This is a genomic window from Lampropedia hyalina DSM 16112 (genome assembly GCF_900129055.1).
GTDB classification, from domain to species: Bacteria; Pseudomonadota; Gammaproteobacteria; order Burkholderiales; family Burkholderiaceae_C; genus Lampropedia; species Lampropedia hyalina.
Genome location: NZ_FQUZ01000022.1, coordinates 12,623 through 37,872, shown reverse-complemented (window position 1 = coordinate 37,872; position 25,250 = coordinate 12,623). Strand labels below are relative to the sequence as shown.

At 59.9% G+C, this 25,250-nt stretch carries 16 protein-coding genes; 11 read left to right on the top strand and 5 right to left on the bottom strand.

The window, feature by feature from the left end; translation table 11 throughout:
* Positions 1–19 precede the first annotated feature (19 nt).
* Positions 20–784: an arginyltransferase gene (locus BUE21_RS09730; RefSeq protein WP_073356493.1), complete on the top strand. Its 765-nt coding sequence runs from the start codon at positions 20–22 to the stop codon at positions 782–784.
* 164 nt (positions 785–948) lie between these two features.
* The gene (locus BUE21_RS09725) at positions 949–1,746 is read left to right on the top strand and encodes an IclR family transcriptional regulator (protein WP_073356492.1); all 798 of its coding nucleotides are present in this window, start codon (positions 949–951) and stop codon (positions 1,744–1,746) included.
* Positions 1,747–1,758: 12 nt separating this feature from the next.
* On the opposite strand, the gene hemL is transcribed toward BUE21_RS09725, so the two are convergent.
* A complete protein-coding gene (gene hemL / locus BUE21_RS09720) occupies positions 1,759–3,063 on the bottom strand; it encodes a glutamate-1-semialdehyde 2,1-aminomutase (RefSeq protein ID WP_084523136.1) in 1,305 nt (434 codons plus the stop codon).
* Between the two features lie 321 nt (positions 3,064–3,384).
* Between hemL and BUE21_RS09715 the strand changes: the two genes are divergently transcribed.
* Genes BUE21_RS09715 through BUE21_RS15000 form a run of 5 tightly spaced genes read left to right on the top strand, consistent with a single transcriptional unit; the run spans position 3,385 to position 12,653 of the window.
* Entirely contained in the window at positions 3,385–3,765 is a 381-nt protein-coding gene (locus BUE21_RS09715) for a response regulator (RefSeq protein WP_073356490.1), read from the top strand.
* A gap of 21 nt (positions 3,766–3,786) precedes the next feature.
* A complete protein-coding gene (locus BUE21_RS09710; protein ID WP_073356489.1) occupies positions 3,787–4,158 on the top strand; it encodes a response regulator in 372 nt (123 codons plus the stop codon).
* A gap of 9 nt (positions 4,159–4,167) precedes the next feature.
* Complete coding sequence (locus BUE21_RS09705; protein ID WP_073356488.1) at positions 4,168–4,716, top strand: chemotaxis protein CheW; 549 nt, start codon at positions 4,168–4,170, stop codon at positions 4,714–4,716.
* A 24-nt stretch (positions 4,717–4,740) separates the two neighbouring features.
* Positions 4,741–6,939: a methyl-accepting chemotaxis protein gene (locus tag BUE21_RS09700; RefSeq protein WP_073356487.1), complete on the top strand. Its 2,199-nt coding sequence runs from the start codon at positions 4,741–4,743 to the stop codon at positions 6,937–6,939.
* Positions 6,940–6,956: 17 nt separating this feature from the next.
* Positions 6,957–12,653 carry a hybrid sensor histidine kinase/response regulator gene (locus BUE21_RS15000; RefSeq protein WP_073356486.1) on the top strand — a complete coding sequence of 1,899 codons (5,697 nt, stop codon included), beginning with the start codon at positions 6,957–6,959 and terminating at the stop codon, positions 12,651–12,653.
* An 87-nt stretch (positions 12,654–12,740) separates the two neighbouring features.
* On the opposite strand, the gene ileS is transcribed toward BUE21_RS15000, so the two are convergent.
* The gene (gene ileS / locus BUE21_RS09690) at positions 12,741–15,605 is read right to left on the bottom strand and encodes an isoleucine--tRNA ligase (protein ID WP_073356485.1); all 2,865 of its coding nucleotides are present in this window, start codon (positions 15,603–15,605) and stop codon (positions 12,741–12,743) included.
* A gap of 905 nt (positions 15,606–16,510) precedes the next feature.
* On the opposite strand from ileS, the gene BUE21_RS09685 reads away from it, so the two are divergent.
* Positions 16,511–17,074, top strand: coding sequence for a phasin family protein (locus tag BUE21_RS09685; RefSeq protein WP_073356484.1), 564 nt, complete (start codon positions 16,511–16,513; stop codon positions 17,072–17,074).
* Positions 17,075–17,355: 281 nt separating this feature from the next.
* On the opposite strand, the gene secA is transcribed toward BUE21_RS09685, so the two are convergent.
* The gene (gene secA / locus BUE21_RS09680) at positions 17,356–20,088 is read right to left on the bottom strand and encodes a preprotein translocase subunit SecA (RefSeq protein WP_073356483.1); all 2,733 of its coding nucleotides are present in this window, start codon (positions 20,086–20,088) and stop codon (positions 17,356–17,358) included.
* A 365-nt stretch (positions 20,089–20,453) separates the two neighbouring features.
* Between secA and erpA the strand changes: the two genes are divergently transcribed.
* From erpA to rfbA, 3 genes are all read left to right on the top strand, one after another.
* Complete coding sequence (gene erpA, locus BUE21_RS09675) at positions 20,454–20,834, top strand: iron-sulfur cluster insertion protein ErpA (protein ID WP_073356482.1); 381 nt, start codon at positions 20,454–20,456, stop codon at positions 20,832–20,834.
* 394 nt (positions 20,835–21,228) lie between these two features.
* Positions 21,229–21,762, top strand: coding sequence for a GNAT family N-acetyltransferase (locus BUE21_RS09670; protein WP_073356481.1), 534 nt, complete (start codon positions 21,229–21,231; stop codon positions 21,760–21,762).
* A 191-nt stretch (positions 21,763–21,953) separates the two neighbouring features.
* A complete protein-coding gene (gene rfbA, locus BUE21_RS09665) occupies positions 21,954–22,835 on the top strand; it encodes a glucose-1-phosphate thymidylyltransferase RfbA (protein WP_073356480.1) in 882 nt (293 codons plus the stop codon).
* Positions 22,836–22,868: 33 nt separating this feature from the next.
* On the opposite strand, the gene BUE21_RS09660 is transcribed toward rfbA, so the two are convergent.
* Positions 22,869–23,885 carry an AI-2E family transporter gene (locus tag BUE21_RS09660; RefSeq protein WP_073356479.1) on the bottom strand — a complete coding sequence of 339 codons (1,017 nt, stop codon included), beginning with the start codon at positions 23,883–23,885 and terminating at the stop codon, positions 22,869–22,871.
* 175 nt (positions 23,886–24,060) lie between these two features.
* Complete coding sequence (gene purM, locus BUE21_RS09655) at positions 24,061–25,098, bottom strand: phosphoribosylformylglycinamidine cyclo-ligase (RefSeq protein ID WP_073356478.1); 1,038 nt, start codon at positions 25,096–25,098, stop codon at positions 24,061–24,063.
* Between the last annotated feature and the right edge of the window lie 152 nt (positions 25,099–25,250).

The following is a 25,250-nucleotide window of genomic DNA, read 5'->3' as shown; positions in this document are numbered from 1 at the left end:
GCGCACCGGAGCCTGCCCCATGAACCGCGCCATTCAGCAAACCTTGCAGTTCTATGCCACCGCGCCCTACCCGTGCAGCTATCTGCCGGGACAGGTGGCACGCTCCCAGGTGGCCACGCCAGGACAACTGGTGGACACGGCCGTCTACTCGCAACTGGTGGAGCGTGGTTTTCGCCGCAGTGGGCTGTTCACCTACCGCCCCCATTGCGACCAGTGCCAGGCCTGCCAGTCCCTGCGCATACCGGTTCACACCTTCACGCCCAACCGCAGCCAGCGGCGCACCTGGAAGCAGCACCAGTCGCTCCAGGCCCGCCTGCTGCCACCCCAGGCCTGGCAGGAGCACTTCGCACTCTACCAACGCTACCTCGCGCACCGCCACGCCGACGGCGGCATGGACAACCCGCAGGACTACGCGCAGTTTCTGCTGCAAAGCCGCGTCGATACCCGGCTGGTGGAATTTTGCGAACCGCCATCCAATACCGATCCGGTCGATGCTGCCGGGCCATTGCGCATCGTCAGTGTCATCGACGTGCTCACCGACGGCCTCTCGGCGGTCTATACGTTTTATGAGCCGCAGGCGCAGAGCGGCTACGGCACCTATGCCATCCTTTGGCTGATGGAACTGGCACGGCGCATGGGGCTGCACTACCTGTACCTGGGCTACTGGATTGCCGACAGCCCCAAGATGGCCTACAAAACGCGCTTTCAGCCCTATGAAATTCGCAGCGGTGGCATCTGGCACAATAGTGCAGTGCAGCATTTTTCATCCATGCGACCGTTTTAACGATCTGACCCGGCGCAGTCGGCACAGAACAGCGATAAGATCGCACCGGCCACAGCCCGGGTCGCCGTCCATCCTGCGCGGCGATTCGCGCACGGAAGGCACAGGCACTGTTCTTGCGGGAAACACCGGACACCCGACACACGCCGCTTTTTCCCACACCCACCATGAAAACACCCATTTGCGCTTCCCGTCAAACCCCCAGCATTCAGGTCATCGAACGCATTTATGCCGTGCTCGCCGTGCTGGCTGCGCGTGAAGAAGCCGTCTCGCTGAAGGAAATCAGCGAAGCCACCGGGCTGCACGCCTCCACGGCCCACCGCATCCTCAACGACCTGGTGATTGGCCGCGTCGTGGAACGCCCCGACTCCGGCAGCTACCGGCTGGGCCTGCGCCTGCTGGAGCTGGGCAATCTGGTCAAGGCCCGCCTGAGCGTGCGCGAAGTGGCCATTCCGCGCATGCGCGAACTGCACCGCGTCACCCAGCAACCCGTGAACCTGAGCATCCGCCAGGGCGATGAAATCGTCTATATCGAGCGCAGCAGCGAACGCTCGGGCATGCAGGTGGTGCGTGCCATTGGCGGCCACGCGCCGCTGCACCTGACCTCCACCGGCAAGCTGTTCCTCGCCGACGACGAACCCCAGCGGGTACGCGCCTACGCCACCCGCACCGGGCTGGCCGGCAACACCCGCAACAGCATCACCAAGCTGGAAAACCTCGAACGCGAACTCACTCGCATTCGCCAGCACCAGTTCGCCCGCGACGACGAAGAACTGGAACTGGGCGTGAGCTGCATTGCGGCAGGCATCCACGACGACCAGAACCGGCTGATCGCCGGCCTGTCCATCTCTGCGCCCACCGATCGCCTGGAAGAGAGCTGGCAGCCCAAGCTGCGCGCCACGGCACAGGCCATCTCCTGGGCACTGGGTTGCCCCAATGCCTCGCCTCCGGCAGGCGAAGCCTGATATTCCTGACGTTCAGGCAGCCTGAGCCATCTGACGGAACACCGCCCGAGCCGCTTCCAGCGTCTGGGCGATGTCATCTTCCGTGTGGGCGGCACTGACAAAGCCCGCCTCGTACAGCGCAGGTGCCAGATACACGCCGCGCTCCAGCAAGCCGTGGAACAGGCGGTTGAACTGCGTGCCATCGCTTTGCATGACCTGCTGGTAGTTCTGCGGCAACTGCGGCAGCAGGAAGAAGCCAAACAGCCCCCCCTCACTGTCCACCGACAGGGCCAGTCCAGCCTCGGCGGCGGCGGTCTGCAACCCCTGTACCAGTTGTTGCGTGCGCTCACCCAGACGGGCGTGAAAGCCCGGTTGCTGAATCTGGCGCAAGGTGGCCAGTCCACAGGCAGTGGCCACCGGATTACCCGACAGCGTGCCCGCCTGGTACACCCCGCCCTGTGGGGCAAGGTGCTCCATCACGTCGCGTCGGCCACCAAAGGCTGCCAGCGGCATGCCGCCGCCGATCACCTTGCCCATCACCGTCAGATCGGGGGCAAAGCCGGGAATCTGTTGCGCGTACAGGCTTTGCGCGCCACCCAAGGCCACGCGAAAGCCCGTCATCACCTCATCGATAATCAGCAGCGCGCCGTGTTCACTGCACAACTGCCGCGCACGCTGCATGAAAGGCAGGCTGGCGCGCACGAAATTCATGTTCCCGGCAATCGGCTCCATGATGACGCAGGCGATGTCCGCGCCATGCTGCGCAAATGCCTGCTCCAGTTGTTCCACGCTGTTGTAGGCCAGCACCAGCGTATCCTGCACCACCGGTGCAGGCACCCCCGCGCTGGTGGCCTGTCCAAAGGTCGCCAGCCCGGAACCGGCCTTCACCAGCAGCGCGTCGGCATGGCCATGGTAGCAGCCCTCGAACTTGACGATCTTGCTGCGCCCAGTGGCTCCGCGTGCCAGGCGAATGGCACTCATGCTGGCCTCCGTGCCCGAATTGACCAGCCGTACCATTTCCACCGAAGGCAGCAGCGCGATGATCTCCTCGGCCAGCTCGATCTCACGCTCGGTGGGCGCACCAAACGACAGCCCCTGCGAAACGGCCTGCGACACCGCCTCCAGCACGGCCGGGTGGCCATGCCCCAGGATCATCGGCCCCCAGGAGCCGATATAGTCGATATAACGCCGCCCTTCGGCGTCCCACATGTACGCACCTTGCGCTCGCTCAATAAAAGCAGGCGTTCCACCGACTGCCCGGAAAGCCCGTACAGGAGAATTGACCCCACCGGGAATACTGCGGCAGGCGCGCTCAAAGAGTTGAATATTCGTTTGCATGGCTGGAGAATGTAACAATCTTTCAAAAATTCATGGTTCAATCGGCCCATGCCGGCTTATGGGGCAATCATTCTTTCTGCCTGATATTACAATTTTTTCTTTTTGTGATATTTACAGCCGAATATTGCAAAACCCCATGGGCTGGAGGTTCCTGGCAGGTTTGGCCCGAAATGTGCGAATGTATGCCGTGGCTGCCCAATTGTGCCGTCTCTGCTTCAAGGCATCGGCAAACCGGCACCGCACGGTCAATAATACTGTGGTGTCATGCCACATCAAGCGACGCACTGCGAGTGCCCCTTAACTTTTTCTATTGAAGCTCTCATGACGGATCAAACTCTCACGGTTCTGGTGATAGATGACAGCAACACCATTCGCCGCAGTGCGGAAATCTTCCTCAAGCAAGGTGGCCACCGCGTGGTGCTGGCAGAGGATGGCTTCGACGCACTGGCCAAGCTCAATGACAGCAAGCCGAACATTATCTTTTGTGACATTTTGATGCCCAAACTCGACGGATACCAGACTTGTTCTATCATTAAACGCAATCCGCGTTTTGCGAAGATACCGGTCATCATGCTGTCATCCAAGGACGGCTTTTTCGACAAGGTGCGTGGCCGCATGGTCGGCAGCGAGGAATACCTGACCAAGCCATTCACCAAGGATCAGTTGCTTCAGGCCGTGCAGTCGCTGGCTGTGCGGACCTGATGTGTAAAAAAAGGGAAAAAGATGTCTATCCAGAAAGTACTTGTGGTCGATGACTCGCGCACAGAGCAAGCCTATCTGAGTGCCTTGCTGCAAAAAAGAGGGATTCAGGTCCGCCTGGCTTCCAACGCCGACGAGGCCTACCAGCGGCTGGCCGAAGAAAGGCCCGACCTGATCCTGATGGATGTGGTCATGCCCGGCAAGAACGGCTTTCAGCTCACCCGCATCATCACCAAAGACCCCCAATATGCGGGCATTCCCATCATCATCTGCACCAGCAAGAACCAGGCCACCGATCGCGTCTGGGGCATGCGCCAGGGAGCCAGTGGCTACCTGACCAAGCCGGTCTCGGCCGAGGAGCTCCAGTCCACCATGGACGCGCTGGAAAGCAAATAAGGAACGCCCATGTCTGCACCAGTTCTCACCGAGAAAGAAGCCAGCGGTGACCGCCTTCAGGAACGCATTGCGGCACGCACCCAGGAAGTGGCCTCGAAGGGACAGCGGGTATCGTCATGGCTGGCAGTCGAAATTGGTCAGCAGCATTACCTGGTGCCCCTGAGTCACGCCTCGGAGATTTTCCCCTACACCTCCATTCAACCCGTTCCCTACGCCAGGCCATGGTTCCTGGGCGTGGCCAACCTGCGTGGGCAGCTTGTGGGAGTCACCGATGTGGAGCAACTCATGGGCCGCCCCGCAGCCGGGTTCCATGAGCAGGTGCAGGGCGAGAGCAAATTGCTGACCTTCAATCCGGTGCTTGAGATCAATGCGGCACTGGCAGTGAACCGGGTCGTGGGGCTGAAAAGCATCCACGATTTTGTGCAAGCCCAACGCCCACAGCCATCGGAATTCCCATGGCTGGGCAATACCTACCGTGATCGCGCCGGCCGCCAGTGGCAGGAAATCAACCTCCAGAAGCTGGCACAGTCGCAAGCGTTTTTATCGATCAGTCAGTGATGGCATCGTCATCCGCCTCGCCTTATGAACAAGACACCCTCCTCCAGCCCGTCCACCCCGCACAGCCCGGCTCTGGCAGACCGTCATGACACGGCCGAATCACTGGCGCAGGAACAGCCCTCGCCAGCGTCTTTTCCTGAAAAAGCGAATGCCCATCCCAGCGATGCGGAAGGCCACGACAGTGCATCCCTGATTGATGCGTCCGGCCCGGACAGCAATCCGGTTCTTCTGCCGCTGCTGGGTGCCGCTCCCCTGCGCCAGCACACCCGACGCCTCAGCGGCGCGTTCGCGGGAGGCGTGGCCCTGGCCGTCGTGGGACTGCTGCTGGGCAGCTGGCAGGCCCATGAACGCAGTCTGCGCTACACCCACGCGACGGACACCCTGGTGCAGGCACAACGCCTGAACGTCACAGCCACCAACGGCATCAGTGGCCAGACCCAGGCCTACAAGGCCATCCCCGATGGCACCGGTGCACTGCTGCAAGCCATAGGCCAGCTGGAACAATCCGGCCTGGCCGGAGACAGTGTCGGCCCGGTAGTACAAAAAGGCAGTGAAATCCAGAACATCGCCTGGCAGGTGGCCACGGGTTCGCGTGCCCTGGAAGAGCGCGAAGCGGCTTTTGCCAACATCGAAAGCACCACAGCCCATCTGAGCGAGCTGGCCAGCAACCTCAGTGCCGCCTCCGGGCAAAGCCCGATCCAGTCTGCCGCCAGACGGCTTCTGGCCAGCAGCGAAAGCATGCACAATGCCGTGGCTGTGCTGCGCCTGTCCAACGCCAGCAACAGTGCCGTGCAGGAAGCCCTGCAACAGGCATTCCAGTCTGCGGGGTCTGCCTTGCAGCAATTGCGCGAACAGACCGTGGCGGCCAACCAGCAGTCGCTGAGCCTCATCATCGAGGCCCTGGGCCTGCACACAGCCCTGAACGCCAGCCTCCAGACCATCCAGTCCACCGTGGAGCCCGCACAGCAGGCCCAGGATGCCCTGCACAAACTGGCACACCATACCGATCAGATGCTGCCGACACTGGCCCAGTTGCGCGACCAGAGCCATGCCCAACTGGGCTGGCCATGGTACGGCATATTGCTGATCGCCCTGGGCATCGTCCTGAGTGCCGGCAGTGGCTGGCTGATGGCACGCGCCCACATTCTGGCCAGTCGCAACAAATATGCCCAGGCGCAGACCCAGCAACAAGCGGCCAGCACCCGCGAACAGGATGCCAAACGCCTCAACGATGCCAACCAGGCCGCCATTCTGCGCCTGATGAACGAGCTGCTGCTGATCGCCGAAGGCGACCTGACGCAGGAAGCGACCGTGACCGAAGACATCACCGGTGCCATCGCCGACTCGATCAACTACACCATCGAGGAACTGCGCCACCTGATTTCCAGTGTGCAGGCATCGGCCAGCAAAGTGGCCGAAACCACCGGGGAAGTGGGCACCACCTCCAGCAAGCTGCTGGCAGCCTCCAACGAGCAATTGCGCGAAATTCTGGAAACCGGCCGTTCCATTCTCGACATGGCCCAGCGCATCAACCATGTATCGGCGCAGGCACAGGAATCCTCCAGCGTGGCCCGCCAATCGCGGGTGGCAGCAGAGTCGGGCATGAAGGCGGTACAGAACACCATCGGCGGCATGAATGCCATCCGCGCCCAGATTCAGGAATCGTCCAAGCGCATCAAGCGGCTGGGCGAGTCGTCACAGGAAATCGGTGAAATCACCGAACTGATCTCCGACATTACCGAACAGACCAACGTGCTGGCCCTGAACGCCGCCATCCAGGCCGCTTCGGCAGGCGAGGCTGGACGCGGCTTCTCCGTGGTGGCAGAGGAAGTGCAGCGTCTGGCCGAGCGTTCTGCCGATGCCACGCGCCAGATTGCCGCACTGGTCAAGACCATTCAGTCCGACACGCAGGATGCAGTCTCCGCGATGGAGCGATGCACTGCGGGGGTGGTCGAAGGAGCCAGCCTGTCCGACCGCGCAGGCACGGCCCTGAGCGAAATCGACCAGGTCTCGCGCACACTGTCCAAACTGGTGGAGCAGATTTCCGACACCGCGCTGCACGAAGCCACACTGGCCAACCAGGTGGCCGAAAGCATCCAGCACATCTTCGTGGTCACGGAACAGACCAGTGAGGGCACCCGCTCCACGACACAACAGGTGCAGGAGCTGTCGCAGGTGGCGGAGGAGCTGCACCAGTCGATTGCCCGATTCAAGATTGCCTGAAGAAGCCCGTTCACACCATGACATCTGCAACAGGGAACTACATGGACACACCGCAACACCGCATGGAAGAAGACCTGGGGTCACTGGCCTGGGTGCTGGCAGAAATGCGTACCACATGGAGCAAAGGCATCGAGGCCTTGCGCCAGTTCCAGAAAAACCCCGGAGATACAACCCTTCTGGAACCGGCCAGGAACCAGTTTCACCAGATCTGCGGCGTGCTGGACATGGTGGGCTCCTTCATGCCAGCCATGGTGCTGCGCCATGGCGAGGTGGCTGTGGAGCGTTTCATCGCCGATCCGGCCCTGTGCACCGACAAAGCCGTCCATACCCTGGAACAGGCTGGCCAGGCCGTAGCCGAATACATGGAAAGCCTGTTGCAGGGTGAAAACACACCGGCCCTGACCCTGTTTCTGCCCTACCGCAACATCCGCACACTGGCCGCCAGCATTCCACCGGCCAGCCCCGCCGACCTGTGGAGCCTGGAGGGTGAGCTGCACGAGCCGGACATTCCCGTGCCCACCAAACCCCTCGCCCCCAGCCAGAGGGTGCGCGACCTGATCGACCAGATGGTGCTGAAAATCATCCAGGGCACACAACAGCACGAAGCGGCGGGACAACTGGTCAGGATCTGCCTGGGGCTGGCCGCCGACAGCAGCCACTTCCAGGCGCGCACATTCTGGAAAGTCGCTGCCGGTTTTTTCGAGGCACTCGCCCATGGCACCCTGGCAAGCGACATCTACGTCAAGCGCACGGCCAGCCGGGTGCTGGTGCAATATGCCTCCATGGCGGAAGACAGCACCAAGGTCATTCCCAAAGGGATGCAGGACCTGCTTTTTTTCTGCGCACAGGCCCAGCCGGACGGGCGTCAGCCCAGCCCCATTCTGGATGCAGTGCGCACGGCTTTCGGACTGAACCGCCATGTCCCGTTCGACTACAACCGCCAGTACTTCTGGCTGATTCCAGCGCACGAAAAAGAAGCCCTGGACAAACTGCTGGACGACATTGCACAAAGCTGCTCGGACATAGGTGAAAGCAGCACCCATGGCCTGTCGCAATGCCTGGTGCATTTCAAGGAGCTCAATCGCCGCCTGCCACCCCATGTTCCCGGCAGCGCAGATTTCACCCAGAGCCTGGTGGATGCCGCCAGTGACTGGGCCTCTTCGGGCCAGACTCCCTCGCATGCCTTGCTGCTGGAAATTGCCGCAGACATACTGTATGTACAGGCATTGCTGACCAAGCGCGGTCTGCACAGCCTGGATACCGAACAGCACATGGCCCAGTTGCACCAGCGGCTGGAAAGCGTTCGCAAGACCGGGCAAGACCTTCCCATCACCCCGTGGATGGAAGCCCTGTACAAACAAGTCAATGATGCCCACACCACCAAAGACCTGGCCAATGAATTGCGGGTGGTATTGGCAGAAGTGGAAATGGGCCTGGATGTCTTCTTCCAGCATCCCGAAAACACTGCCACGCTGGAACGCGTGCCCGACCAGCTCCAGCAAATCCACAACATCCTCGCCATACTCGGTCTGGAGCAGGCAGCTCTGGTGGCGCAACGCGTCTCGGAGCAGGTGCAAACCTTCATTGCACAGACCCACGACAGTGCAAGTACCACGCTGGATCACAACGACGCGCGTTTTGCCGAGATCGGCAACAACATCGGCGCACTCGGTCTCCAGCTCGACATGCTGGCCTATCAGCCCGCACTCGCACAGAACCTGTTCGTCTACGACCCCGACGCAGCCTCGCTCAAACCCGCACTGAACAGCATCCGCAGCCCAGGCCACGCCGACGAAGACTTTTTCCAGTTTGTGCAGGAACGCCCGCAGGATGTCCCATCCACCTATGTGACAGGGGCAGAAGCACAGGAAACCGACCCTGTCGAATCCACTGCGGCGCAAGCTCCCGAAACTGCAACTGCAACTGCAACTGCAACTGCAACTGCAACTGCACAGAGTGTCATACCCCTGGTAGCTGCTGCCATCGGTGGCACGGGACTGTCCCTGTTGCCACCACAGGAACTTCCCACCGAACAGTCCGAACCTCCCGCATCAGCGACACTGCCCCCCCTGACACTGCCACCAGAGGAGCCAGGCCAGACGGAATACAGAGAGCATGCCTCTGACACTTCCGAAACCACAGCGGCCCCCACCGCAGTGGAGGCAGAGACACCCGCGCCATCGGAACCGGAACTGCCGGCCCTCGAACTCGATTTCGATCTGGGCTTGAGCACCCTGTCCATCGAAAGCCCGGCAGCAGACCTGCCGTCGGACATCCCCGAAATTGCACCCACAGACACCGGGGCAGTCTTCGCACCAGCACAGCACCCGATTGCCCTGCCCGATGGCGGCGAACCGGTTGAGACAGTGGAGGCCATCGAAGCCACGCCGCCGCCTGCCGAAGCAGAAGCTGCTCCCGCCGCCCTCGAGGAAGACGATGACGATCTGCTGGGCATCTTCCTGGACGAAGCCCAGGGAGTGATCGACCATGCCCAGGCCGCACTGGCCCAACTGGCCTTGGCCCCCGCCGACACCGAACAGCAAACCAGCTTGCGCCGTGCCCTGCACACCCTCAAGGGAAGCTCCCGCATGGTCGGACTGATGGAATTCGGCGAAGCCGCCTGGGCCATGGAGCAACTGCTCAATGCCTGGCTGGCCGGACAAAAGCCCTTCGACCCATCGATTCAAGCCCTGTGTACCCAGGTGCTGACCGCCATGAACAACTGGGTGGCCGACATCTACATGCGCGACCATGCACACTGGCAGGCGCAACCATTCATCGATTCTGCCGATGCCATGCGTCTGCAAGGACAATACATTCCGCTGGCCTCGGAAGACCAGGGCGAAACCATCGCACCGCTCACGTCCCATGCACAGCAGGGCACTGACCGCGACAGAGATCCAGAGCCAGTGGCAAGCACCACCGAAGTGGTGGCAGACACAATCACTGCCACCGAACGGCCACAGCCCGTTCCAGTCGCAGAAGCCCCGCCACAGGAAACCTCTGCGGTACATGGCAAACCAGCTACCCCCACGGCCACTACGCCAGAAACCGCCACCACACCACCGACTGCGTGGGGACCGGAATCGGAATTGGCGCAACTGGATATCGGCAACGCTGCAACGCATCCTTATCAGGACGTGCTGTCCGATCAGGTGGATGCCGACCTCTTTCCGATTTTTGAAGAAGAAGCGATCGATCTGCTGCCCCAACTGGTCGGTGCCCTGCGCCGCTGGGCCGATCATCCGGCACACAGCGATGCCCGGCGCGAAGCATTGCGCATTTTGCACACGCTCAAGGGCAGCTCCCGTCTGGCCGGTGCCATGCACCTGGGGGAAATGGCGCATGAGTTCGAGTCCTCCATCGGTGTGCTGGAAACATGCGATGCCCACAGCATTGCACCGCTGCTGATACAGTACGACCACTTGCAGGCCGCATTCGATGCCTTGCGCAGCAAGACCAATGCCGCACTGGAACAGGGTATGCTGGCCACACCGAATGCCGGTCTGGGCGACATTCATGCGGTCTACGACATCGTACGCAGCACTCCCCAGGCCACCCTGGTGGCCGCCCCCATTCCAGAACCCGCCGTCGCCTCCCACCCCACAGCAGAAGAGGAGTCCTCGTCTGACGATGCTCGTCTTGCCAACGAGCCGGATGCCTCGATCGTACGGGAAGAGCAGCACGCCTACGACAGCCAGCCATTCGCACCAGAAGAGGCACAAGGCCCCGAACCCACGCCCACAGAATCCGACGACGACTCCTCGCACTACTGGACAGCCGGTCGGCACGCCGAATTGCCCGGCCCGACTCCGCTGGACATCAAGCCCGCACCGGTCAATCGGCAGACCCTGCGGGTGCGCAGCGACCTCATCAACCGCCTCATCAACCAGGCCGGTGAAATCCAGATTGCCCGCGCCAGGGCAGAATCGCGTCTCAAACAGTTGAGCCATTCCCTCAAGGAAATGACTGGCAGTCTGGAACGGTTGCGCCACCAGTTGCGAGAACTGGAAGTGCAGGCCGAATCGCAGATGCAATCGCGCATGAGCCTGGGCAAGGAACATTCCGATTTCGACCCACTGGAATTCGACCGTTTCACCCGTGTGCAGGAACTCACCCGCATGATGGCCGAAACCGTCAATGACGTGGCCACCGTGCAGCGCGGCCTGCAAGTGACCATGTCGGGTGCGGAAGACGATCTGGTGGAGCAAGGCATGAAAGGCCGCGAGTTGCAACGCGATCTGCTGCGCAGCCGGATGGTGGAATTCAACAGCATCACCGAACGCCTGCATGCACTGGTGCGCCAGGCAGCCCTCGAAACCGGCAAGCAAATCCACCTGGAGATCGATGGCGGCAGCATCGAAATCGACCGCAGTCTGCTCGATCGCATGACCCCTGCCTTCGAACACCTGTTGCGCAACTGCGTCAGCCACGGTATCGAAATGCCCGAAGAACGCCTGCGCCTGCACAAGTCAGACACCGGGATCATCAGCATTCGTGTCAGCCAGGAGGGCAACGATGTGGCCTTCGAATTCCACGATGATGGCAAGGGACTGGATCTGCCAGCCATTCGCGCCAAGGGACTGGAACGCGGCCTGATTCAGGCCGAGCAAACCCTGTCGGATGACGAACTGGCCAATCTGATTTTCCTGCCAGGCTTCACCACCATGAAGCAGGTCACCGGACTGGCCGGACGAGGCATCGGCATGGATGTCGTGCGCACTGAACTCAACACCGTGGGCGGTCGCATCGAAACCAGCACCGAGGCCCAGCGTGGCAGCACCTTCCGCATGGTCATGCCGCTGACCACCGCTGTGACACAGGTGATGCTGGTGCGCATCGGCAACATCACCCTCGGCATTCCAGCCAACCAGGTGGAGAACATCCACCGGGCCGACCCAAAGCAACTCTCCCGCGCCTATGCCTCCCGGCATTTTGCCGAAGCCGGCGTGCTCGTTCCGTTCTACTGGGCCGGAGCCTTGTTGCAGCATTCGGTTCAAAGCACGGAAAGCATCGAAGGCACCACCCCCATCATTCTGGTGCGCAGTGCCTCCCAACGGCTGGCTCTGCACGTCGATGAAATCATCGGTAACCAGGAAGTCGTGGTGAAGAACCTGGGACCACAGATTGCCAGCATCGACGGCCTGACCGGCATGTCGGTACTGGCAAGCGGTGCCATCCTGCTGATCTACAACTTCATTGCCCTGAACAAGTCTCACGGCCAGCAGACCCTTGACACACGGGGAGACAGCAATGGCACTACAGAGCACCACATGCCTGCGCTGGGCGAATCGGCCTTTACCCGCTCGGTGGCATCCAACCTGCCGCTGGTGCTGGTAGTGGACGACTCGATCACCGTGCGCCGCGTCACGCAACGCCTGCTCAAGCGCGAAGGCTATCGCGTGGAACTGGCAGCCGATGGCGTGCAAGCCCTTGAAAAGCTGAAACAGGAACGTCCCACCGTGGTTCTGTCCGACATCGAAATGCCCAAAATGGACGGTTTCGAGTTGCTGCGCCACATCCGTGCCCAGGCGCAATGGCAAGACCTGCCCATCATCATGATTACCTCCCGGACAGCGCAAAAGCACAAGGAACGCGCCAACGAACTGGGTGCCAATCATTACCTGGGCAAGCCCTACTCCGACAAGGAGTTGCTGGCATTGGTGGGCCAATACGCTGCGGCGGCCCAAGCCCGGCCCATCTTGCCGGAATAACGGCCTGACAAGAACCTGCTGCCAGCCAGCAGCGGGTTCTGGCATACACCGACAAACACCGGCATCAGCCGGTGTTGTTGTCTCGTATCAGGCGATCGTACGCACCTCACCGCCACCGAACAGGTTGCTGATGGCGCGTGCCGACAGTTCCGGGTATTGGGTATCTCGGCCCACATCCTCGCTGTAGTGCCAGGTCATAGCGCATTTCTGTCCCGGTGCCAGCTCCACCTGCACATGCAGGGCATCAGCCTGTAGCAAGGTTGCCACCGAAGTAATCATGACGTACTTCAGATCGTCCCCCAGGCTGGAGAGCAATGCGTAATCTTCTGGCGCAGCGGTAATCCGCACTGCCGCTTGCAGGGAAGAACCCAGTTGCCCGGCAGCGCGCACCGTCTCGATCTCCTTGTTCACTGCATCGCGGATTTCACGCACCCGCTGCCATTTCTGCACCAGTGCATGGGCATCGTCCGCCACGGGCACGTCATGGAAGGTTTCCAGGAAAATGGATTCGGACTGGCCCGGCGCAAAAATCGGCCACGCCTCTTCCGCCGTGAAACTCAGGAAGGGAGCCATCCAGCGCAACATCGCATGGGTAATGTGCCACAGTGCCGTCTGCGCACTGCGCCGCGCCAGACTCTTGGCCTGTGTGACATAGAGGCGATCCTTGAGCACATCCAGATAGAAGGCCCCCAGGTCTTCGGAGCAGTACACCTGCAACTTGGAAACCACTGGATGGAATTCATACACCTGGTAATGTGCCAGCACCTCTTGCTGGAAGGCACTGGCACGCGCCAGCGCGTAGCGGTCGATCTCCAGCATCTGTTCCAATGGCACCGCATCGGTGTGGGGATCGAAATCGCTGGTATTGGCGAGCAAAAAGCGCAGCGTATTGCGGATGCGCCGGTAGGCATCCACCACCCGTGCCAGAATCCTGTCGTCAATCGCCAAATCGCCCGAATAGTCGGTGGAAGCCACCCACAGGCGAATGATCTCCGCGCCCAGCTTGTTGCTAACCTCTTGTGGGGCCACCGTGTTGCCCAGCGACTTGCTCATCTTCTTGCCCTGGCCATCCACGGTGAAACCGTGGGTGAGCAGCCCCTTGTAGGGTGCGCGGCCATTGAGCGCGCTGGACAGCAGCAGCGAAGAATGGAACCAGCCACGATGCTGATCGTGCCCTTCGAGGTACAGATCGGCTTCGGGGCCGTGGGCATGGCCGACTTCGACATGGGTTCCGTGCAGCACATGCGCAAACGTGGAGCCGGAATCAAACCAGACATCCAGAATATCGTTCACCTTGTTGTATTGACCGGCTTCGTTCGCCCCCAGAATCTCTTCGGGCGTGGTGCGGCTCCAGGCTTCGATACCGCCCTGCTCCACGATCTCGATGGCCCGATCCAGCAACTCCAGCGTACGCGGATGCAGCTCCTCGGTATCGCGGTGCAGGAAGAACGGCAAGGGCACACCCCAGTTGCGCTGGCGCGAAATGCCCCAGTCCGGGCGATTGGCAATCATGTCGTGCAACCGTGCCTTGCCGTTGGCAGGATAGAACTGCGTCTGCTCGATGGCAGCCAGTGCCGTCTGGCGCAGCGTGGCCGCAGGCCGCTCCTGGGCGAACACGCCCTCACCTTCATCCATGCGCACAAACCACTGGGCCGTGGCACGGTAGATCACCGGTGTCTTGTGCCGCCAGCAATGCGGGTAGCTGTGGCTGATGGTCTGGGTTGCCATCAAACGCCCCGCCAGCCGCAGTGCATCCAGAATGACGGGAACGGCCTTCCAGATATGCTGGCCACCGAACAGCGGGAAGTCCTCGGCATACACGCCGTTGGCCTGCACCGGGGTCAGAATCTCGGAGTGCTTCAGGCCGTGGGCCGTGCAGGAGTTGAAGTCGTCCACCCCATAGGCAGGAGCGGAATGCACAATCCCCGTGCCATCCTCGGCGGTGGCGTAATCGGCCAGAATCACCGGAGCCAGACGGCGATACCCCGCATCCACCGCATACAGCGGATGCTGGAATTGCAGCCCTGCCAGTTGCTGGCCAGGCACCGTTGCCACCACGTCACCTTGCAGACCAAAACGCTCCAGACACCGCTGCACCAGCACGGCCGCCAGCAGCAAATAACCCTTGGGCGTATCGACCAGCGCGTAATCGATCTGCGGATTCAGGTTCAAGGCCTGGTTGGCCGGAATCGTCCATGCCGTGGTGGTCCAGATCACCACGAAAGCATCCTTGGCCGCATCCGGCAGAGACGGCAAGCCGAAGGCTGTGGCCAGTGCCTGGGGATCCGCGGCCTTGAATGCCACGTCCAGCGTGTCTGATTTCTTGTCGGCGTATTCAATCTCGAACTCGGCCAGCGAGGACTTGCAATCAAAGCACCAGTACACCGGCTTCAGTCCCCGGTACAGAAAGCCCCGCTCCATCACCCGCTTGAGCACCCGCAGCTCACCGGCTTCATTGGCGTAATTCATGGTCTTGTACGGATGCTCCCAGTCGCCCAAGACGCCCAGCCGCTTGAAGTCGGCCATCTGCTGCTCGACCTGCTCCTGCGCGAACCCACGCGCCTTCGCCTGCATGTCGTCGCGGCTGAGATTGCGCCCATGCAGTTTTTCGATGGCGTTCTCGATGGGCAGACCATGACAGTCCCAGCCCGGCACATAGGCGGCATCGAAGCCATCGAGTTGGCGGGACTTGACGATCATGTCCTTGAGGATTTTGTTTACCGCGTGGCCGATGTGGATTTTGCCATTGGCATACGGCGGGCCATCGTGCAGCACGAACAGCGGGCGACCCTTGCTGGCATCGCGCAGCCTCTGGTACAGACCCTCCTGCTCCCATTGCTGCACCCAGCCTGGTTCGCGCCTGGGCAAATCGCCGCGCATGGGGAATGGCGTATCGGGCAGATTGAGTTTCTTGCGGTAATCCGCTGTGGATGGCTTGGAATCTTGAGACATGGATGAAAAACTTTCATGCCTGACCCGGTGGCGTTGGCAATGCCTTGACGCACCCGGACAGACAGGGGGAAATCGGGAATGAAGAATGCAGCATCAATCGGTTGCACCAGTTGGGCAATGCGGTGAACCAAAGAATCGAGCGCGGTGGCTGTGCCTGAACAGCACAGGGAGCGTCAAATTCGGTCGCGCGTGGTCTGACGGCTGGTTTGCACGAACGCATTCAACCACCGCCTGAACCCGGCCCTCATCCATTCCATGCACACAGGCTCACCCTGGGCGGGCAGCCAGGCCAGCGTCGGAATCAAAGGCCGAGGCACTACAGCACACCACAGCCGCTGCGGCATCTGCGCCTCGACACGAAACGGAACACAAGGAAAAAGAAAGGAATAGCGAACCACTGCGGCATTTTACTACCGTAGTCACGGCCATCCAGCCCCTGCACCGACTTGACTGGCCCTGTATGCCGCTCGCGTGTGCCACAATTCCTTGGCAATCCAAGAGTTGCCATGAAAATGCCATGCTTGCATCGCACAATCCAGACATCTTCAGCAGGACATGCGGCCGACTGCCGCCACCAGGGTTTTCCCTGTGCCTCCGATTCCATAACCCCAGGCGATAAAAAAAGAAAAATTAATTTGTTGCATCGCAACAAAAAGGCTTGCATTCGCCTTCCAACTGGTTTTAGAATGTCACCGATGCTGCAATGCAACATACAACTGCACGAAGCGTCAAGCGTTTTTCAGCAGAGCCGGAATTGCGCAGGCGGTTAGCCCGGTGGCGATCGCAGAAATGGTTCCTGTCATGCCGAAGATACAGTGGCAAAGCTAGACAAAAAATCAGAAGTGTTTTGTTCAGCAATGTCGCACCCACTTTAATCACCACCGTCAGAACATTTGGAGATTGCCATGTCCTTTACCCCAGAACAACTGCTTGCCGCTCACAAAGCCAACATCGAACAACTGTTCGGCCTGACCAGCAAAGCCTTCGAAGGCGTTGAAAAACTCATCGAACTGAACATCCAGGTTTCGCGCGAAGCTCTGGACGATGCCGCCAAGAACGCCCAGGCCGTTCTCTCCGTCAAAGACGTTCAGGAACTGGCTGCCCTGCAAACCAGCCTGCTGCAACCCCTGGCTGAAAAAGCCGCCAGCTACAGCCGCAAGCTGTACGAAATCGCTTCCACCAACAGCAGCGAATTCACCAAGGCTGTGGAAGAAAAAGCCAGCGAAGCCCAGGAAACCGTGAACAAGCTGGTGGAAACTGCCGCCAAGAACGCACCTGCCGGCAGCGAAGCTTCCGTCGCAGTGGTTCGCAGCGCATTGTCCGCCGCCAACAACGCTTTTGAATCGGTTCAGAAAACCGTCAAGCAAGCCACTGACGTGGCACAAGCCAACTTCAACGCAGTGACCGAAAGCGCGACCAACGCCGCCAAGACCGCTGCTGCTACCCGCCGTCGCACCACTGGTGCCTGATCGCCTGAACCTGGTGACTGCCAGCAGGTGTGCATGAGAGGATTTCGGGTTCAAACACCCGAATCCCCGGTATTCGAATTTCTGGAAAAACCTTCAAGTGCAGATGAAGTTCTTGATTCTGAACGATTCGGTTTTTCCAACCCAGTTGTCTCCTTGGATCCCTTGGAAATCGGTTTCACGGATCCCTTCAAAGCCTGATAGCCTGTCTATCAGGCTTTTTTTTATGCTGACAACCGCCCTGCAAGAATCCAAGCAACAAGGCCCAAGCGGGCCTTGTTGCTTCAGCTCAACTGGCCGTGGCAATTCTTGTATTTCTTGCCACTGCCACAGGGACAAGGGTCATTGCGGCCCACACGCGGCACGTCGGCAGCAGCGACGGCCGCTCCCTCGGCACCATCACTGGTGCTGGCATCGAAGGCACGCTGGTTGATGGCCTCGGCTGTCTCTTCCAGTGCCTGTGCAGCTTCTGCCACCTGGGCCGGGTCCTGCACATGCACACGCACGATGATGCGTGTCACTTCCACGCTGACCGCGTTAATCATGCCTCGGAACAGCTCGAATGCCTCGCGCTTGTACTCCTGCTTGGGCTGCTTCTGCGCGAAACCGCGCAGGTGGATGCCCTGGCGCAGGTAATCCAATGCGCTGAGGTGATCGCGCCACTGGGTATCAATGGTCTGGAGCAGCACCACCCGTTCGAAATTGTTGAACGACTCTGCGCCCGCCAATTGCACCTTGGCCGCGTAGTGTTCGTTGGCTGCCGTCAGCACACGCTCCAGAATATCCTCGGCGGTGATGCTTTCAGAAGCCTGCACCTGCTGGGCCAATCCCAGTTGCAGACCCCATTCCTTGTCCAGTTCGGATTCGAGAGCAACCAGATCCCACTGCTCTTCCATGCTTTCGGCTGGCACATGGCGCAACACCAGATCGGTGAACGTGGATTCACGCATGGCAGCCACGATGTCGCTGACGGTCGCGGCATCCAGAATCTCGTTGCGCTGGGTGTAAATGACCTTGCGCTGCTCATTGGACACGTCATCGTAATCCAGCAACTGTTTGCGGATGTCGAAGTTGCGCGCCTCCACCTTGCGCTGGGCCGACTCGATGCTGCGCGTGACCATGCCTGCCTCGATGGCCTCGCCCTCAGGCATTTTGAGGCGATCCATGATGGCCCGCACCCGATCGCCCGCAAAAATGCGCATCAGCGGATCGTCAAGGCTGAGATAGAAGCGCGATGAACCGGGATCGCCCTGGCGACCGGAACGCCCGCGCAACTGGTTGTCGATGCGGCGCGACTCGTGCCGCTCGGTGGCAATGACCCGCAAGCCGCCCAGTTCCTTGATATGGGCGTTGTCCTTTTCCCACTGCGCACGGGCTTCGGCAAGCCGTGCCTGCTTCTGTGCGGAATCCAGGCTTTCATCGGCTTCGATGGCTGCCAGCAACTTCTCGATATTGCCCCCCAGCACAATGTCCGTACCACGCCCGGCCATGTTCGTGGCAATCGTAATCATGCCTTCGCGGCCTGCCTGGGCAATGATGTCGGCCTCGCGTTCGTGCTGCTTGGCATTGAGCACCTGATGGGGAAGTTGAGCCTGATCCAGCAGGCGGGAGATGATCTCCGAATTCTCGATGGAACTGGTGCCCACCAGCACCGGCTGGCCCCGCTTGTGGCACTCGTCAATATCGGCAATCGCTGCGTTGTATTTTTCCTGGGTGGTCTTGTACACGCGATCCAGCTGGTCGTCGCGCAGGCTCTTGCGGTTGGGCGGCACGATGACCGTCTCCAGCGCGTAAATCTCCTGGAACTCGTAAGCCTCGGTATCCGCCGTTCCCGTCATGCCCGACAGCTTGCCGTACATGCGGAAATAGTTCTGGAACGTGATGGAAGCCATCGTGGTGTTTTCTGCCTGGATGTGCGCGGCCTCCTTGGCCTCCACAGCCTGGTGCAGGCCATCGCTCCAACGCCGCCCCGACATCAAACGCCCGGTGAACTCATCAACGATGACCACTTCACCGTTCTGCACTACATAGTGCTCATCGCGATTGAACAGCGTATGGGCACGCAGGGCCGCATACAGATGGTGCACCAGCATGATGTTGCCCGGGTCGTACAGCGAGGCTCCCTCGGCCAGCAGCCCCTTCTCGGACAGAATGCGCTCGGCAGTCTCGTACCCCTGATCGGTCAGGTGAACCTGGCGGGCTTTCTCATCCACAGTGTAGTCGCCCGGTGTAATCACACCCTCGCCCGTGCGGGGATCGGCTTCGCCTTCCTGCTGTGTCAGCATGGGAGCAATGCCGTTCATCACCAGATAGATCTGGGTGTTGTCTTCGGCTGGGCCGCTGATGATGAGCGGCGTGCGCGCCTCATCAATCAGGATGGAATCCACCTCGTCCACAATCGCATAGTTCAGGCTGCGCTGCACGCGTTCGCGCGCCTCATAGACCATGTTGTCGCGCAGGTAATCGAAGCCGTATTCGTTGTTGGTGCCATAGGTGATGTCGGCCGCATAGGCTTCCTGCTTGGCTTCCTTGGGCAGGCCGGGCAGGTTGATGCCCACCGCCAGGCCCAGAAAGCCATAGAGCCGTCCCATCCATTGGGCATCGCGCCGGGCCAGGTAATCGTTCACCGTCACCACATGCACGCCCTTGCCGCTCAGGGCATTGAGGTACACCGGCAACGTGGAAGTCAAGGTCTTGCCCTCGCCCGTGCGCATTTCCGCAATCTTGCCGTAGTGCAAGGCCATGCCACCGACAAGCTGCACGTCGAAATGGCGCATCTTCATCACCCGGCGCGAAGCCTCGCGCACCACGGCAAAAGCCTCGGGCAAAAGTTGATCCAGCGTCTCGCCCTTGTCCAGGCGTTCCTTGAATGCCGGGGTCTTGGCCTGCAACTCGGCGTCGCTGAGTTTTTCCAGTTCCGGCTCCAGCGCGTTGATGCGGCTTACCGTCTTGCGATACTGTTTGAGCAGCCGGTCGTTGCGACTGCCGAATAGCTTGGTCAGAAAATTGGTGGCCATGAATAACAGCCGCTGCGCGCACCAGCGACATGCCGTGCCCAAAGCGACCTTGTCCTTTGTGGTAAACAGAAAACAGAGCCTGGGGCTGTCCTATACGGGACATTTCCCAGGCGACGGAATATTCTACGGCAACAAACACCACCACGGCCAAGCCATGCCCCGCCACTGGCCAGCCAGCGCATGCACTACAGTCGCATGGAACCTGAAGGGGCCGCGCATATCCAAACCCACGTCCAGTGCAATCTTTGGCATTTTGGCCTACCATTGCAATGGAAACAGAATCGTCTTGTTGCGCACACATTTTGTGACGCAGGGAGCTTTCTGAACAACCATTTCTCGCCATTCCAGACCTCAGGAGAACCCCCATGACTGCCACCGCGACCGCCACTGCATCCACCGACACCACCTTTGCCATGCCAACCCCCATCGTCTTCACCGATGCCGCTGCGGCCAAGGTGGCCGATCTGATTGCCGAAGAAGGCAACCCGGATCTGAAACTGCGCGTCTTCGTACAGGGCGGCGGATGTTCCGGATTCCAATATGGCTTCACCTTCGACGAAATCACCAACGACGATGACACCACCATGACCAAGAACGGCGTGTCGCTGCTGATCGATGCCATGAGCTACCAGTACCTGCTGGGCGCGGAGATCGACTACAAGGAAGACTTGCAAGGCGCGCAGTTCGTCATCAAGAACCCCAACGCCTCCACCACCTGCGGCTGCGGCTCCAGCTTCTCGGTCTGAGATCGTGAACAGGTTCTGAAAACGGCACACGTCCTCTCGCATTGGCCGCTTGCAGAGGATGCCTGTGCAAACCCACACCTATTGGCATCCGCATTATTCCTTTCGGATTTGTCGGAATTTAAACCAAATGCCAGATGGTCATGCCAAATAGCCGCTGAGCGAAACGCCATCGCACCCATTAGCATAGTTTTCGCCGAATGGCAAAACCTGCCCCCAGAGGCACCATGACTGTCAAAAGCCTCTTGCCATTCTGGAACCAACGGGTGACAATACGCCACTTTCAAGTTCATCCTGAACTCGGTCTGGCAAATGTGTCGCGGCATAAACAGCTCCAGACTCGATCAAAAGATGGGCTGCTCTTTATTCCACCTGTGATTTTTCCAAACAACAGACTATGTCGTCCAGCATCCAGATCCGTGCAGCCACGCTGCGTGACGCAAAAGCCATTGCCCAAATCCATGCCGCTGCCGTACAGGCAGCCTACAAAGGTCTGGTACCGGACGAACACCTGAAATCGGTTCCTCTGGAAAAGCGTGTGGCCTACTGGCGCGAGGCGATCGAATACTGCGAACCACAGGTCAAGGTGGCGATCGAGAACGACAAGATCGTGGGCTTTGTCGGCTTCGATCGCTCACGCGATGCCAAGACCCGCCCCACCACTGGCGAAATCTGGGCCATCTATATCGCCCCCAACCACTGGAACAAAGGCGTAGGCGCAGTGCTCTGGAATGCCGCCCGTGAAGGCTTGCATGAAGAAGGCTGTACCAATGTCACCTCCTGGGTGCCCCTGCGCAATGAACGCGCCCTGAAGTTTCATGAAACTGCCGGTTTCGAGCGCGAAGACGAAAGTGCCAAGACCGCTATTATCGGTGGCATGAAAATCGAGGAAATTCGCTTCAAACGCTCCCTTATTTCCACCGGCCGCTGATATTCAGAAAATCCTCTATTTCCAATCAGCGCAGAAAATCAAAATATTTTCATCAAAAACTACCAGGGCATATTCAATCAACGCTTTGGTAGTTTTTTTATCGCCCTGATTTTTAGGATATTCTGTTTCGCCAATCCAGTGGCGATATTCCCCCAACATCTCCAAGCCACTTATTCGGTGGCAGCTTCCCCATGACAAGCAAACGCAAAGGCATTATTCTGGCTGGCGGCTCCGGCACACGCCTGCACCCGGCCACCCTGGCCATCAGCAAGCAATTGCTGCCCGTCTATGACAAGCCCATGATCTATTACCCGCTGAGCACACTGATGCTCGCGGGCATCGACGAAATCCTCGTCATCAGCACCCCTCAGGACACCCCGCGTTTTCAACAACTGCTGGGAGATGGCAGCCAATGGGGGTTATCGTTCCAGTATGCCGTCCAGCCCAGCCCCGATGGCTTGGCACAGGCGTTTCTGATTGGCGAAAAATTCCTGGATGGTGCCCCCAGTGCCCTGGTGCTGGGCGACAACATTTTCTACGGCCACGATCTGGAGCGGCTGCTGGCCCAGGCCAATGCGCAGACGCATGGTGCCACCGTGTTTGCCTACCATGTGAACGACCCCGAACGCTATGGCGTGGTGGCGTTCGATCCGGAAGGAACGGCCATTTCGATTGAAGAGAAGCCCGCCGTTCCCCAGAGCAACTACGCCGTGACGGGCCTGTATTTCTATGACAGCCAAGTGGTGGAAATTGCTCGACAAATCAAGCCCAGTGCGCGGGGGGAGCTGGAAATCACCTCCGTCAATGACCACTATCTGCGCCAGCGTGAGTTGGGTGTGAAGATCATGCAGCGTGGCTACGCCTGGCTGGACACCGGCACCCACGAAAGCCTGTTGGATGCGGGCCAGTTCATTGCCACCCTGGAAAAACGCCAGGGCCTGAAAATTGCCTGCCCGGAAGAAATTGCGTTTCGCAAACGGCTGATCGATGCCGCACAACTCGAAAAACTCGCCAAGCCCTTGGCCAAAAACGGCTACGGCCAGTACCTGCTGCGCCTGCTGGCAGAAGCATGAATCCCGAGAAGCTCCAGTGCCTTGCCTATTCGCCTATACCAGCGAGGCCGCTTCCAGTTCCTTCTTCAGATAAGCATAAAACAGCGGTGCGGCCACCAGTCCGGCTGGGCCGAACACCGCCTCGCTGATGAACATGATGGCCAGCAATTCCCAGACGGCAATATGGGTACGCTGGCCGACCACCTTGGCGTTGATGAAATATTCGGCCTTGTGAATCAGCACCAGAAACGACAGACACACGAAGGCGGTCATGGGTGATACCGACAGCCCCACAATGGTGATGACCACATTGCACAGCAGGTTGCCAACAATCGGAATCAGGCCCGCCAGAAAAGTCAGCGTAATCAATGCCGGCGTGTAAGGCAATTGCAGGTCGAACAACGGCAGAACGCCCAGCAGGAAAATGGCGGTCAGCAAGGTATTGAAACTCGCAATCCAGAATTGGGCCGTGACGATTTGCCGGAATGCCTCGCCAAAACGGTGCGCGCGCAGTTTCAGTGCATCCACCAATGGAGCGGGCCGATAGCTGCGACTGCGATTGGCCGCCAAGGCCCCGATCAGCAAGCCCACATAAGCATAGAGAAAGCCCAACAGCCAGATGCGCCCGGCATTGGCCAGAACCCCCGCCTTGGTCAGCAGGTAGTAGGCCACGCTTTTCTGCACTTCTTCGGCCCCTTCCGGGAGCATCGATGCCAGTTCAGGGGGAAGATTCTGGCGAAACTGCAAAATCGTACGCGCCACATACTCGGTCAGTTCCGAGAACTGATGGGGGGCCGTCATCAGGTAGCTGCGGTAGTGGGTGAATGCCAGTGCCAGCACCCCGAGCGGAGCCAGAATCACGACAATGCTGGCAATGCTGGACGACCAGCGCATCAGACGCGCAGGCGGGTGATGCCAGAAGCGCAGCAACAGATGCACCAGCAGCGTATGAATGCCCCGCACCAGCAAAAATCCCAGACAGGCGGCCAGCAGCCCCGGCAGGATTCCCACCAGCATGATGAGCAGCAACCCCAGACCCATCAGCACAAAACTGGCAATGCGCACGGCCATGGGAACATGGCTGTCGCGTTGCGCGTGGCCTGAAGGTCGGGGAGCAGCAGTGTCGGTCATGCGACGGCGAAATGGAAGAAGAAACAGCGGGAGCAAAGGCCGCCCCGCAAAATGGCCACAAGGTCTGCCATCACTGTGCCTGAAATCAGAAAGCACTGCATGGCAGACATGGCATTCAGCGGATCAGCACGGCATTCTGGTCGCCTTTTTCGGCAATGGCTCCCAAGGCATAGACGGTTTCGCCCTGTGCCCGCAGGGTGTCTGCGACCGCCTGCGCGTGGTCGGCGGCCACCACCACCACCATGCCAATGCCGTTGTTGAACGTGCGGTTCATCTCGTGGCCGTCAATGCCTGCCGTATCTTGCAGCCAGGCAAACAGCTCGGTCTGCGGCCAGGCATCGGCATGGAGGTGTGCGGCCAGATGATCGGGCAGGATGCGCGGAATGTTTTCCAGCAAACCGCCACCGGTGATGTGTGCCAATCCCTTGATGGGGTGCTGCTCGAATGCCTTGAGGATGCTGCGCACATACAGGCGCGTCGGCTCCATGATGGTCTCGCGGAAGGGCTTGCCATCCAGCGTGGCCGGAATCTGGCTGCCCGCCCGTGTCAGGCACTTGCGTACCAGCGAGAAGCCGTTCGAGTGTACGCCGCTGCTGGCCAGACCCAGCACCACATCGCCCACCTGAATGTCCTTGCCGGTGAGGATGCGGCTTTTTTCCACCACTCCCACGGCAAAGCCGGCCAGATCGTATTCGCCATCGGGATACATGCCGGGCATCTCGGCAGTTTCTCCCCCGATGAGTGCGCAACCGGAAAGTTCACAGCCGCGCGCAATGCCGCCCACCACCGCAGCGGCCGTGTCCACGTCCAGCTTGCCGCAGGCAAAGTAATCAAGGAAGAACAGCGGCTCGGCCCCTTGCACCAGCACGTCATTGACGCTCATGGCCACCAGATCGATGCCCACGGTATCGTGCATGTTCCACTCAAAGGCCAGTTTGAGCTTGGTGCCCACACCGTCCGTGCCCGAGACCAGCACCGGCTCCTGGTAGCGTTTGGGCACTTCGAACAGTGCGCCGAAACCGCCAATGCCTCCCAGCACGCCATCGCGCAGTGTCTTGCGAGCCAGTGGCTTGATGCGTTCGACCAGCGCGTCGCCTGCATCAATATCAACGCCTGCGTCTTTGTAGGTAATCGGGGTGGGAGAGGAAGACATGCTTTTCTGAAATCGTTTGGAAGTAATCAAATCATGCACGAATGTGCCTGAAAACCTGCCCAGGCGCACACTGGCATATAGAATTGCCAGATTCTAAAGCCTGTCGTGACACGCCTGCCACTTGCCCCCGTGAAAGCACGCAAAAGCGCGGC

Coding starts and splice junctions, on each gene's coding strand:
- BUE21_RS09705 (WP_073356488.1), top strand. CDS start 4,168: ATGTCTGCACCAGTTCTCACCGAGAAAGAAGCCAGCGGTGACCGCCTT.
- rfbA (WP_073356480.1), top strand. CDS start 21,954: ATGACAAGCAAACGCAAAGGCATTATTCTGGCTGGCGGCTCCGGCACA.
- BUE21_RS09685 (WP_073356484.1), top strand. CDS start 16,511: ATGTCCTTTACCCCAGAACAACTGCTTGCCGCTCACAAAGCCAACATC.
- BUE21_RS09730 (WP_073356493.1), top strand. CDS start 20: ATGAACCGCGCCATTCAGCAAACCTTGCAGTTCTATGCCACCGCGCCC.
- purM (WP_073356478.1), bottom strand. CDS start 25,098: ATGTCTTCCTCTCCCACCCCGATTACCTACAAAGACGCAGGCGTTGAT.
- secA (WP_073356483.1), bottom strand. CDS start 20,088: ATGGCCACCAATTTTCTGACCAAGCTATTCGGCAGTCGCAACGACCGG.
- hemL (WP_084523136.1), bottom strand. CDS start 3,063: ATGCAAACGAATATTCAACTCTTTGAGCGCGCCTGCCGCAGTATTCCC.
- BUE21_RS09710 (WP_073356489.1), top strand. CDS start 3,787: ATGTCTATCCAGAAAGTACTTGTGGTCGATGACTCGCGCACAGAGCAA.
- erpA (WP_073356482.1), top strand. CDS start 20,454: ATGACTGCCACCGCGACCGCCACTGCATCCACCGACACCACCTTTGCC.
- BUE21_RS09725 (WP_073356492.1), top strand. CDS start 949: ATGAAAACACCCATTTGCGCTTCCCGTCAAACCCCCAGCATTCAGGTC.
- BUE21_RS09670 (WP_073356481.1), top strand. CDS start 21,229: ATGTCGTCCAGCATCCAGATCCGTGCAGCCACGCTGCGTGACGCAAAA.
- BUE21_RS09715 (WP_073356490.1), top strand. CDS start 3,385: ATGACGGATCAAACTCTCACGGTTCTGGTGATAGATGACAGCAACACC.
- BUE21_RS09700 (WP_073356487.1), top strand. CDS start 4,741: ATGAACAAGACACCCTCCTCCAGCCCGTCCACCCCGCACAGCCCGGCT.
- ileS (WP_073356485.1), bottom strand. CDS start 15,605: ATGTCTCAAGATTCCAAGCCATCCACAGCGGATTACCGCAAGAAACTC.
- BUE21_RS15000 (WP_073356486.1), top strand. CDS start 6,957: ATGACATCTGCAACAGGGAACTACATGGACACACCGCAACACCGCATG.
- BUE21_RS09660 (WP_073356479.1), bottom strand. CDS start 23,885: ATGGCCGTGCGCATTGCCAGTTTTGTGCTGATGGGTCTGGGGTTGCTG.